The sequence below is a fragment of the Ochrobactrum quorumnocens genome, assembly GCF_002278035.1.
In the GTDB taxonomy this organism is placed as follows: Bacteria; Pseudomonadota; Alphaproteobacteria; order Rhizobiales; family Rhizobiaceae; genus Brucella; species Brucella quorumnocens.
Genome location: NZ_CP022605.1, coordinates 220,914 through 233,299, shown reverse-complemented (window position 1 = coordinate 233,299; position 12,386 = coordinate 220,914). Strand labels below are relative to the sequence as shown.

The window sequence follows — 12,386 nt, the reverse complement described above, 5'->3', positions numbered from 1 at the left end:
GTTGGGCGAGAATCCGATGTTGGGGCTAAACGATCCCGACGGGAATTTGCTTCAAGAGTGCGAACAGCAGCGCTGAAAGGATTGCAGCAGCAGGAACAGTGACTACCCAAGCGGCTCCAATCGTGAGGGCGTGCGATCGGCGAACCAGCTTCCGGCGGCGACGTTCTTCAGCTAGTAAGGATTCACCGGACGGTACTGCTTGACGGGCCTGCTTTAATCGACGCTCCGCGTCCCACTCGCGGAAGAAGCCGACTCCGAAAATTGCACCGATCGCAATGTGGGTCGAACTGACAGGAAGTCCTAGCCCGCTGGCAAGGATGACGGTGATTGCGGCTGAAAGGGAGACACAATATGCCCGCATCGGGTTCAGCTTGGTGATTTGATTACCAACCATTCGAATGAGTTTGGGACCAAACAGACATAAGCCGAACGAAATGCCTGCTGCACCGATCAACATTACCCAGAACGGTATTACGACGCCGTCGCTTAAAGATCCGGTTTGCGAGGTTTGAACGATTGCCGCAAGTGGTCCAACGGCATTTGCCACATCATTTGCGCCGTGTGCAAAGCTGAGGAGCGCAGCTGAAGCGACCAGTGGTATTGCAAACAGAACCTTCAATGACTTGTTCCGATTTTCAAGTCCGCGAGCTTGGCGGCGAATGATGGGTATCATAGCGAACCAGCATCCGATTCCAACAGCTAATCCAATGATCAAGGCTAAACCAATCGATACATCGATCAATTGCTTCAGTCCTTTCATTATGAGATAGGTTGCAAACGTTCCCGCCATGATGCCGATCAGAAGTGGAACCCATATACTAGCGGCAGCGATCTTATCTGTGCGATAGACAATACGTGTTTTAATCAACCAAAGAAAACACGCAGCAATGACCGCTCCCAATACCGGCGAAATAATCCAGCTTGCCGCTATTGCTGCCATCTGGGTCCAATTCACCGCTCCGAAACCTGCTGCGACAATGCCGGCTCCTATAACGCCTCCTACAACGGCATGTGTCGTTGAAACAGGAGCGCCAATCGCTGTGGCAATATTAACCCAAAGCGCAGAGGCCAGCAGTGCGGCCATCATCGCCCAGATGAATGTGATGGGAGTTTCGAGCGTATCGGGTGCAATGATACCTGTTGCTACTGTGGAGACCACGTCGGCACCCGCAATGAGCGCTCCCGCACTTTCAAATACGACGGCAATCGCGATCGCGCCGCCCATGCTCAGTGCATTGGCACCGACTGCTGGTCCCATGTTGTTGGCTACGTCATTGGCGCCAATGTTCAACGCCATATAGGCGCCAAATACAGCTGCGGCTACAACTATGAACATCTGACTGGCCTGAGCCAGCAACATGGCTGTGCCCAGTCCGGCGAGAATGATAAAGACGAGAGCAATGCCCGGTGCCACAAGTGGACGTGAGACGTAACTAGCTGCCATTTCAAGCTTGGCGAAGCGGCCCAAATCCCGATCCAGGGTGTCTAAATGCCGGGCTTCGGGATCTTCGTATGCCATGAGCTTTTTTCTCTCGATTTCCGATGCGACCTGAAGGTTCGTGTGGCTGTGGTTCATATTTCGAGTTTGAACAGTTGTTTATTCTGCCATTCTGCAATGTCAATGATTCTGGTGCGCGACGTATATTGCTCAGTCGTGGGAGAGTCGGAATAAAATGTATCTATTCCAATATACGCGGAACTTTCTGTTGAACCTGCGCTGCGGGATGGCCTTCGCGAAGTGCATTGGAATCGTGGCTTTATCGGCCAGAACGCGTTGCACCGAGAGTCCTTCGAGTAATGTCGATACTTGTTTAAAATCACCACGCTGGTCCGGTGTGGTGATCACTTTGAGAGGCTGGTTGAGAGGCTGGCCCTTTACGATCTGCAGTCATTTGTATTTTGGTGGTCAGTCCACCGCGGGAACGCCCCAGAGCCTAGTTCTGGTCCCCTTTCCCGGTCACGGCCTGCCGATAGATGCGAACCAGTGTGTCGTCGAGCATGATATAGGCGTGTTCGGGTCATTGATGTGAGGAGCAAATCCTTCTCCAATATACCTTGTACTCGCCAGAACATTCCATAAGATTGCGCCAATTGGCGCCGAGCGCAAAGCCCGTAAAAAGCTTTGACAAACAATAATTTATCCTTGTCGTGCCTGCTTAGATCACCTGGCTTACCGCGTAAAGGGTCCCAAAGCCGACACCGCTGGGATGGCATCAGCTCAGAGCACTTCCTCATCATTGTCTCCAGATCATTCAATCCAGAGATCTATGAATAACACAAAATGCAGCAGTGGGATCCTAAATGTCGATTGGCCTTGGTATGGTGAGCCCGAAATTAGTATCACTGTAAAGCGGCCGTCTGAACGAACTTCGGGTTAAAACCATACGAGTAATTTATTGAATCTCGTGTGATTACGGATTTGAAGTTCCTAAACGTGAATGCAAGGCAATTGATTGGAACTTCAATTCCGCCACACTAGTGCTCCTTCCGGTCTTAAAGCATTCGTCGCATGCCGTTCTGCAACATATTGCGCACACGGCCTGCTGTTTACTCGATTTTTGTTAGATTCCAAATTAAAACGATTGCGTTTGCACCCTAAGTGTCGTGCCGCGACAGCGTTCTTAACAAAGTTGAAAATGTGACGACATTGCTCGCGTCCAATCGCATGGTATCAACGCCATCGGTTTGTGAAGGTGACTTACGAGCGTTGCTCGGACTGTAGCCGAAGTGCTGCGTGAAGGCCCGAGTGAAGTTCGCAGCTGTCTCAAAGCCGAGCCATTGCGCAATATCAGATACTTTACGGGTTTCCGTGAGGTCGGCTAGCATTTCATGCGCCGCAAGCAATCGCTTCTTTCGAATATAGTTGAGCACCCCACCAGAGCTTTCGAATAGTTGATAAAGGTGCGTACGAGAAATTGCGAGTTCTTTGCTCAGGGCATCGGGCGTCAAATCGCGAGACATAAGGTTCTTCTGGATAAAACGTCTTGCCTTGGTCATCAGGCCCATGGAAGCCACGTGTTCATTTATGTCGCCGTCTCGCACCAATGGGGCAATAGTATCGAATACGATTTGCCTAAGAGCATTCCGCAATTCTGGTAAATCCTCACTTGTTATTTGAGTTAGCCCCATTTGAAGGCTCGATATGAAATCGATCAGCAGATTGGCTCGATAGCCTTTTAGTAAGGCATTGTTGCTGGCTTCCGGCATCCCGCCAAGCCCGGTGAACTGGTCCACGGGAATAATCAAAATGACCGCCTCTGTTGCCAGTGCCCGACCACGAAATGGATAACCAAGTGAACGGATATTAACCATGCCCGGCTCATTCTCCGCAACGCGGCCATCGACTGCCGTCCATGTGCGTCCGCTGCGCAAGAAGCTGATATGCCAGTGATCGATCGGGCTGAAACGAACCTGTTCCGGCGTACGCTCATAGCTGAATGACGGGGCCATTTGCTCAATGAGCAACATGCCGTGAAGATCCCAGATCTTCTGTAAAACAACAAAGCCGTCGCTGGGGTCTCCGCCATCGGGCATACGCACATCATAGAGAGCCGTGATATGCTGTTTCCATGCAGAAAACTGTTCGGTTGGCTCCAGGGTTTCAGTAGTAAAGATCAGAGGAGCCAGAATATTAGTGCTTCGAGCGCTTTCGCCAAGCGGCGCAAGGGGTACTCGCGCTGACAGACGACGCTCTACAAATTCTGACTTCGGATCATGCTCGGCCTTGTCGCTTGGGGTCGTCACGGCAACTCCCTACACCAGATCAGAGGCTCAAGGTACGGAGATGCCGCCTGAGTTCCTGCGTGAATGTTAGCACTTGCGCGATTAAAATCCAAGCAAACGGAACAATATCGGTCATTCAATGATTAAATCGTTCAGTTGACCATAGCATCCAGTGCCGCCGTTATCTCGGAACCGTCGAAACGCTGCATTCGTCGCGATGGATGCGAGTATGGTCAGCGTTGGTCGAGGTTCTTGCGTGCGTATAGTAACGTCGGATGAAATGCCCTGACTGTGTAGGAATTGATGAAAATTGTCATGAATATCCGGCCGGAGTTTTAACTCGCGTTCGGTAGAAGTCACATCAATGACAACCGGAGGCAATCGCATGAATAAGAGATTTGCATATACTCTGCGCCGCGAAAGCTCGAAATGGGCCGCCGCTCTCGCCATTGGATTATCCGCTTCTTTATGTCTGAGCATAGGAGCTGAAGCCAGAGATGCGCACAAGCAGAAGAGTGAAACGATTTCTGTTTACCTCTTCAAGGACAAGGCAAAAAATGGAGCTCGCTTCAACACGCCAACATCAGCAAAAACCATTAAGGTGTCTGCCACTCAATATGCGGGCGCAACCACTTATGTATGCACGCCTAGCGGCTTTGGACAGAAGTCTCGTTGCTTCAATCGTGACTGAGGCATTATCGGCTCGTTTCCACAATATAGGTTCACACGCTGGTTTCCATGACCGCACGATTATCTTGCGTCGGACTTCATGCGAGTGAGCCCCTTGCTGATGAGGTCGCCTCTGATTATCTTTGCGGCTTCATCGTTTGGACGTGCGGGGTTGTTGCGAAAGATATACCAGTCGCCGCCCAATGATCGTTTCTGATAGATCGTGCCGTCTTTCTCGCGGTGGGTGAAACAGGTCGTGTCGCCGCCACTGCTCGTCTTGTTAACCCAATATGCCTGCAGGCAGAGCTTGCCATTATTGGTGACATACCAGCGGCCTTGTCCGTAAGACCACGCCCGGCCTTTCTGTGACCAGGCTATAAAACGGTGGTTATTGTCAGAAAAGAAGCCGCCGCCGTCCTTCCATTTCCATGTTTTGCCGGAATAAATTGCTTCAATAGCAGTGGCGGAAAGTGGTGACGCCGCTGTGATATTCAACGCTAATGCGTCCCCGGTTTTTTGTTTTGTGGTTGCATTTGCACTTCCTGCAAGCAGGATCATGGAAAGCGCTGCACCCAGAGTTCTCAAGCGGATCGAAAACATTGTCGTGTTCCTCTTCAAACGTTAGAGCATGAACCGTGGGCCGTACGTGTGTCCTGCGGACGATGCTGCAATTCGAAAGTTGTATTAGGATTCCCGAGCCCCAATCAGATCGGGGGCATAATTGACCAGGCTCGGGATGTGGGATTAATCCAACGGGTGGTTTGCTACCCGCCAATCGGGACGCCCGACACCGCGCGGCCACGGGTACACTTCGCGGTCATTGAAGTAAACGGTTGCAGTTAGGCCCGGAAATTGTGGAAGCGGTTTGTTGGTCTCTTCTGCCCAGGCCCGAACATAGGCGTCACTTCCTTCATAGCCCATCTCAGCTATGACGATGGGTTTTGTGTATCCAACTACCCGGTCATATCCAGGCTTTGTCCGTTCTACGAAGCTTGATACCCTTCCCAACTCAATCATATCGTAGGGTTCGTAGCCGAAAACCGATAGGCCAATAACATCCACGTAGGTATCTCCCGGATAGTAGGCTTCGAGCCCTTCATCTCCCTTCGGAGACCACATATATTTGGCCTTTGGCAGCGACTTGCGACAGACAGTGACGACATGCTGGTAAGCCTTGATGTAGCCTTCGGCTGACCAGTAAGACCAGGTGAACTGGCCTGTTTTGTCGTCCATTTCCTGCGCCCAGCGAATGGTAACGGGGCTTTTGAGCTTTGAAGCTGCCGAGCAGACGGCAGCCATGTTGGAATCATACTGGCCATGCACAATTCCGTTTAGAAGATCATCGGGTGCAACACGCCAATCGCGGGCCCAAGACCAAGGTTCAACGGTAATCAGCAGTTCGCGGTTTCGTTCTTGCGCATAGGCATCCGCCGCCGAAAGACTCGTTAAATCCACATCCTCCCAGGGAAGGAATAGATGCTCGATGCGGGAATTGGAGTCGTTGGTGAAATCCCCATGAGGATCATAAGCACCGAATGTGATGGATTGGGTGGATATAACCGGACGCTTGTCGTGAAATGTATTGTGTGTATCGACATTAGCGCCCGAAACGCCGCTTGCCGCGTAAACGGCGGTCGAAAGCAACGCACCGCAGAGGATTATTGTAGCAACTTGATATGAGGTTTTCATTGCCTCCTCCTTTATTGTGTGGGCGATTGGGCGCCGGGCTGTGCTAAGTTCAGCCCACCCGTTTGCGGAATCGGGGTTGTGATCGATACAAGCTTGCGTGCTTCATCGGTAGGGGCCCCGTCTGCATGGCGAAAAACATACCAAACGCCATCCGGTTCACGTTTTTGATAGATCGTTCCGTCAAGGATACGGTGGGTGAAGCATGTTTTGCTGGGAAAGACCTCATGCTCAATGTGCCACCTCGCATCGAAGCACATCTGGCCTGACCGAGTAATCCGCCAACGGCCCTCCGCCCATGCCTGACCTTTTTCTCCATCCACATGGGCGGTGAACCGACGGTTCAGGCTGTCCATTCGGCCAACTCCATCTGACCACTGCCAGTTCTTATCCCGATAAAGCAGGTATATTTCCGCCGGACTCATCACGCGGCTACCGTCTGGGAAGCCGTCGGGTTCTACCGAAGCGGCGCCAACCGTCCCACCGAGAAGTCCAACCAAGAATATTAGCGGCAGAACGCGATTGCTCCGAACTAATTGAAGTTTTGTATGATTACAAATCGAATGTTTCATTTGACGAACCTCCCACGACCTTAAAGGTGCGCGCACCCGCCAAAGGTTCTGGTGATTGACGGATGCACGCGTGCGGCAGCACATTTGTTGTTTCTATTTTCTGCCGCAGTTGAACGGGACGGCCTATCGTCGAAATTCGGAATCCTAGATTTTCGGCAAACGCCGTTGAAAAGACATTGCGCAGGTCAATGAGTACAGCTTCCTTCATGGCTCGCTTCATTCGGATAAGATCGAGCTTGCGAATGCTATCCCATTCAGTGACCACCACAGCTGCATCGACATTCATTAGACAATCATAGGGGTCGTCGTGGAATTCGACCTGGTTGAGCAAACGTCGGGCATTGTCCATTCCGGCCGGATCATGAGCGTGAATGCTAGCGCCGAAGCGCTGCAGCATTTTGATGAGCGGAATGGAAGGCGCGTCGCGCATGTCGTCGGTGTCGGGTTTGAAAGTCAGGCCAAGAATCGCAATCGCCCGGCCCTCGACACTGCCACCGAGTGCTTCCATTACCTTGAGGGCCATACGTCGTTTGCGTGCTTCATTAACTGTGACCGTTTCTTCAACCAAACGCAGGGCAACGCCGTGATCCTGGGCCGTACGCAGCAGTGCAAGCGTGTCCTTGGGAAAACAGGATCCGCCATAACCGGGACCAGCATTGAGAAAACTGCGCCCGATACGCTGGTCGAGCCCTACACCGACTGCAAGTTCAGTAACGTCGCTGCCAACCTCCTCGCACAAGTCTGCAAGTTCATTGATGAAGGTGATCTTGGTGGCAAGAAATGCATTTGCTGCGTATTTGATCAGTTCTGAAGTTCGGCGTTGTGTTGTCACGATTGGCGTCTTCCGTGATTCCAGCGGAGGGCCATAAAGTGCGACAAGCGTTGCGCGCGCATGATCATCTTCTACGCCGATCACGACGCGGTCGGGTTCGAGAAAGTCGCTGATTGCGACACCTTCTCGAAGGAATTCCGGATTGGATGCAACAAAGAATGTGCCTGGTTTACGAACCGAGCCGATGATTTTCTCAACCACGTCGCCCGTACCAACGGGAACCGTTGACTTGACAACCACGACGGTTTTGTCGTCCAAAACTGCCGCAACTTCACGAGCGGCCATGTAGACGAACGAGAGATCAGCATTGCCGTCACCAGCACGCGCAGGCGTTCCAACCGCGATGAAGACGAGCTCTGCACCTCTAACGGCCTCGGAAAGCTCTGTCGTAAACCTGAGCCGACCGAACGCGAAATTGCGTTCCACCAGTTGTTCGAGTCCGGGCTCGTAGATCGGCACAATACCGCGCTCGAGACTGAGAATTTTTTGGCTATCCTTGTCAACGCAGACGACTTTATGACCCCATTCGGCAAAGCATGCGCCACTGACCAATCCGACATATCCCGTACCGATTACAGCGATTTTCATAATTGTCGCGCCTCCTTTGCTAATTCGCTTCACTGGCGGGATTTGTGCGCCAGCGCGGATTGAAAATTGTCTTGTGGACATCACGTCCACCCACACCTGCACCCGCGACCGAAAAGCGGTCGTCGAAAACCGTGAAGTTTTTTGTGCCCCAGCTCAGAGCCTCTATGCCGTCGCGTCCTCGTTCGACTGTGGTAAAGCCAGTCAGAGCGATGAGCGCCGTGAAGCTGCATGCCAATGCCGGTCTATAGAGGCGGCTTGTCATACGTACTTGGTTTTCACGATTATGTTGGACGATGATCATGGCCATCAAAAACAGGTAGAAACATGCATTGACGATGGCGAAGACGAAAAAGCCTCGCGTCTGATCGACATCGTCGACGAAGAGGACCGGTAGGATGGAAAAACCAGATATGAATGCATACGGAGCGATCACGCGTAGTGGCACCGGATCGACCTCAGAAGAGCCTTTTGGTGTGACGCGAAAATCGACAAAGGAGCCAGTAAGCCAGTCGCGGAAAGCAGCAAAGGTTCCGGCCAAAACCCATGGCCATCGGGCCAGTAGAAATAGCATTGCTTCCCAGCTGAAAATCCTGCCACTGACCGGGCGGAATGTCTCGCTCGACCGCCACCAGAAGGCAAGCGCCAAGATCACCAGAGACTGCGGCATGAAGTGCATCAGAAATGCAGGATAGGTAACGCTGACAAAATTATCGCCATAAGCTAAAATGATTATAGGCAAAGCAAAGGTCAGAGCCAGAAAGAATGCATAGAGCGGGTACCACAGCTGCGAAAACAGGAATTGTATTTTCAGTCGCAGCGGCAGTCGCCCAATGAGCTTCGGCGTGTATTTTAGCAAGATCATGACGAGGCTGCGTGACCACTGGAACTCCTGCGTTACAAGATCGGTAAAAGTGCGTGGACCGTCTCCATGGGCTATAGCATCGAGTGCATGTACGCCTCGCCAGCCGTACGCATTCATGAACAGCGTGGTGGAGTGATCCTCGGCAAGTTCAGGACCAAGTCCGCCAATCTCCCTGAGTGCAACCGTACGAACCGCATAGTGCGAACCGATGCAGACAGGTGCAAAGTCACCATTGTAACCAGCCTGTAGCGAGCCGTGCATGCTGGCTTCCACATAAAGACGTCCACGCGCTGACCAGCTTTCACGCGCATTCCGGTCGCAGATGCTTGGTGCGGATACATAGCCGACATGAGGATCAGCGAAAGGCCGAAGCATATTAAAGAGATAACCTGGCTCGGGCACATGATCTGCATCAAGCTGTGACACGAAATCATAGCGTTCGTAGCCATAGTAATCATAAAAGAATGCGAGATTGCCTTCCTTGCACCGCGTGCGGCGAGGCCAGGTTTGCCGATGATAGTCGGCTCGGCCTTTGCGTGTGGAAACGAATACCCGATTTTCCCGGCACCATTCCAGTGTCGAAGGCAAAGGGTCTTCATCGGCGAGCCAAGTGTCATGCGGCACATCCTGAGCAAGCATAGCGTGCAGGGTCACAGCCACCACCTCGAAAGGTTCGGACGGCGCCTTGGTGACGACCATTGCCACACGGCTTGAGGCCGGGATACGAAGCGGCCCGGTTGGACGTGCGGCATGGAAAAAGACTGTGATGAAGTAAAGCGGCAGAATGGTAATCCACGCTAGCAGCGCCGTCACCAAAACGGAACCGACTAGATGATTATGAACAGCGCTGACGAACCACCATTGCCAGAAATAAACGATGGTGAGTGCCCAAAGGAAGATGCCGATTATGTATTGCACCCGCTTTCGACCACTAAAAATCGGAGCGAGCAATGGCTCGCTATCGATTGGGCTACAGTCAGAGGCAATATGAATGGCCCGCTCTTTCATGGCCTCAACTCCAGGCCGAAGAACGGCGCGGCTGTTCGGATGATTGTGTCGAGGTCAGAATGAAACGCGCGAAAACCGAGTTTCGCGGCAGCTTCAGTAGCATCGGCATAAAGAGCCGGTGGATCGCCGACGCGGCGGTTTTGCACTTTAATCGGTACGGTTTGGCCGGTCAGTCGTGCGATAGCGTCCACGATTTCTTTTATGGACGTGCCGTGTCCGGACCCCAGATTCAGCACTAGGTTATCGCCACCACGAAGAAGATGGTCCAGGGCGAGTACGTGCGCGCGCGCCAGATCCGAAACATGTATATAGTCGCGAATACAAGTGCCATCAGGCGTATCGTAATCGTCTCCGAAAATATCAAGGCAGCCTGTTTTGCCTGCTGCGGCCATCATGGCGCGCGGAATAATATGGGTTTCGGGGTCGTGCTTTTCGCCCAATTCACCATCTGGATCGGCACCACAGGCGTTAAAGTAGCGCAGCGCCGCATACGATATACCGTAGGCTCCCGCATAATCGGCTAGCATTTGCTCGGCGATCAGCTTTGTACGTCCGTAAGGATTAATTGGGTGTTGTGGCTCGCCTTCCCGAATTGGCAAGGTGTCTGGAATGCCATAAGTGGCACAGCTTGAGGAGAAAATAACTGGGAGAGTTCCTAAGAGCCGGCTGGCTTCTAAGACGCATTGCATGCCGCCCACATTGTTTCGATAGTATTTTGCCGGGTCTGTGATCGATTCACCGACATAGGCGGAGGCCGCAAAATGCACGATGGCAACGGGCGCGTAGGTTCTGATTGCCGACAAGAGTTGTTCCAAAGAAAGCGTATCGCCCTCGACAAATGCGCCCCAGCGCACGCACGATCGATGTCCTGTCGACAGGTTGTCATAGACAACAGGCGAGTATCCGCTTTTATGCAGAAGCTTGGCTGTGTGGCTGCCAATGAAGCCCGCGCCACCAGTAACGAGTATGTTCGGTCGGGTCATTTTGTAACCTCGAAGAGTTCTCCTGAAGGTCTGATCAGCTGGCGTTCGAAATATGCAATGGTCTGTTTGAGGCCCTCATCAAGGGCGATCTGCGGTTCCCAACCAAGTTCGCGCTTGGCGAGCGTTATGTCGGGACGTCGCTGGCGTGGATCATCTGTGGGCAACGGGCGGTGAATTATCCGGGAGGGCGAACCAGTCAACCTGATAATCTGGTCGGCGAGTTCCCGTATAGTAAATTCTCCTGGGTTGCCGAGATTGACAGGTGTGTGAAGCGCTGGTTGGCTGTTCATCAACCGGCCGAAGCCTTCAATAAGGTCGTTGACGTAGCAGAACGAACGCGTTTGTGAACCATCACCATAAATGGTGATATCTTCGCGTCCGAGTGCTTGAACAATAAAGTTCGACACAACGCGCCCATCGTCTGGCCGCATGCGTGGGCCATAGGTATTGAAGATGCGAACAATGCGAATATCAACGCCATACTGTTTGTGAAAATCATAAAACAATGTTTCTGCTGAGCGCTTGCCCTCATCATAGCAGGAGCGGGGGCCGAATGAATTTACATTGCCCCAATAGGCCTCTGGTTGTGGATGTGTTTGCGGATCGCCATATACTTCTGAGGTGGAAGCCTGAAAGATCCTCGCTTGATAGTGTGCCGCAAGCTCAAGAAGGTTGAGCGACCCGATCACACTCGTTTTCATCGTATGAACGGGATCAGCTTGATAATGCGGTGGTGAGGCAGGGCAGGCCAGATTGTAAATATCGTCGACTGGCAGGTCGATGGGATTGACGATATCATGTCGTACAAAACTGAATGTGTCGTACCTCAGAAGATGCCGAATATTCTCAAGACGCCCAGTCGAAAAATTGTCGACACAGATGACGAAGTTTCCTTCGATGAGGAGACGTTCGCAAAGATGTGAACCCAGAAATCCCGCGCCGCCCGCTACAAGGATACGCCGCGTTGACATACTTTCGGTGGATATACCCGACGATCTGAAATTCATATTCACGAGATCCTCCAACACTACTAGTTTACGTGAGCCCTCTGTTAAAAAAGAACAGCGGTTCCCTTTGCGCGTTCGAATTGAACTGCAGTTATGTTTGTTGAATGCTGTAATTGATAATTGAAGATAACCGGGGGGAGGGCTGAAGTCGTTATCCTGGAATCCTAAAACTTATCCGCGCGTCCATTTTAAACACCGAGTTCTTGGTCGCCGGGCTCTGCTAATCAGCTCGAATTACATTTCCTTTTACAGCGTCCGTGCACGAATTATCGAGCGGACCGTCAGACAATTAGCAACGGTCGTCAGCTGAAAATCCGCCGAATGCCAGCGCCTTTATTTGAAAAGTGGACCAGCACGTGAGGATTGAATGTTACGCCATCTTGAATATGTCAGGAAGCATATAGGGCGTGCTCCTTGCGCGAGCCCAACAAACCTGTTCGAACTCGCATAGAGAAT

10 protein-coding genes are annotated in these 12,386 nt (G+C 52.1%); 1 reads left to right on the top strand and 9 read right to left on the bottom strand.

All coding sequences use genetic code 11. The annotated features are described in order from the left end of the window. Positions 1–25: 25 nt before the first annotated feature. Entirely contained in the window at positions 26–1,519 is a 1,494-nt protein-coding gene (locus tag CES85_RS23120; protein WP_095448830.1) for an inorganic phosphate transporter, read from the bottom strand. Positions 1,520–2,595: 1,076 nt separating this feature from the next. Further along, on the bottom strand, positions 2,596–3,744 hold the full coding sequence (locus CES85_RS23115) for a helix-turn-helix transcriptional regulator (protein ID WP_095448193.1): 1,149 nt from the start codon (positions 3,742–3,744) through the stop codon (positions 2,596–2,598). Positions 3,745–4,108: 364 nt separating this feature from the next. Here CES85_RS23115 and CES85_RS23110 point away from each other — a divergent pair, with 364 nt between their 5' ends. Further along, entirely contained in the window at positions 4,109–4,414 is a 306-nt protein-coding gene (locus tag CES85_RS23110) for a hypothetical protein (RefSeq protein WP_095448829.1), read from the top strand. A 59-nt stretch (positions 4,415–4,473) separates the two neighbouring features. On the opposite strand, the gene CES85_RS23105 is transcribed toward CES85_RS23110, so the two are convergent. The 7 genes from CES85_RS23105 to CES85_RS23075 form a co-directional block, all read right to left on the bottom strand. Beyond that, positions 4,474–4,992, bottom strand: coding sequence for a DUF995 domain-containing protein (locus CES85_RS23105; protein WP_095448192.1), 519 nt, complete (start codon positions 4,990–4,992; stop codon positions 4,474–4,476). A 144-nt stretch (positions 4,993–5,136) separates the two neighbouring features. Then, positions 5,137–6,081, bottom strand: coding sequence for a glycoside hydrolase family 26 protein (locus CES85_RS23100; RefSeq protein WP_095448191.1), 945 nt, complete (start codon positions 6,079–6,081; stop codon positions 5,137–5,139). A gap of 11 nt (positions 6,082–6,092) precedes the next feature. Next, complete coding sequence (locus tag CES85_RS23095) at positions 6,093–6,650, bottom strand: DUF995 domain-containing protein (RefSeq protein ID WP_095448190.1); 558 nt, start codon at positions 6,648–6,650, stop codon at positions 6,093–6,095. Continuing rightward, positions 6,631–8,070 carry a UDP-glucose dehydrogenase family protein gene (locus tag CES85_RS23090; RefSeq protein ID WP_095448189.1) on the bottom strand — a complete coding sequence of 480 codons (1,440 nt, stop codon included), beginning with the start codon at positions 8,068–8,070 and terminating at the stop codon, positions 6,631–6,633. The genes CES85_RS23095 and CES85_RS23090 overlap by 20 nt, the downstream gene beginning before the upstream one ends. Before the next feature lie 19 nt (positions 8,071–8,089). Further along, entirely contained in the window at positions 8,090–9,940 is a 1,851-nt protein-coding gene (locus CES85_RS23085; RefSeq protein ID WP_095448188.1) for a glycosyltransferase family 2 protein, read from the bottom strand. Continuing rightward, positions 9,937–10,923: a UDP-glucose 4-epimerase GalE gene (gene galE, locus CES85_RS23080; RefSeq protein WP_095448187.1), complete on the bottom strand. Its 987-nt coding sequence runs from the start codon at positions 10,921–10,923 to the stop codon at positions 9,937–9,939. The genes CES85_RS23085 and galE overlap by 4 nt, the downstream gene beginning before the upstream one ends. After that, entirely contained in the window at positions 10,920–11,930 is a 1,011-nt protein-coding gene (locus CES85_RS23075; RefSeq protein ID WP_244923383.1) for a UDP-glucuronic acid decarboxylase family protein, read from the bottom strand. The genes galE and CES85_RS23075 overlap by 4 nt, the downstream gene beginning before the upstream one ends. Positions 11,931–12,386: the final 456 nt, after the last annotated feature.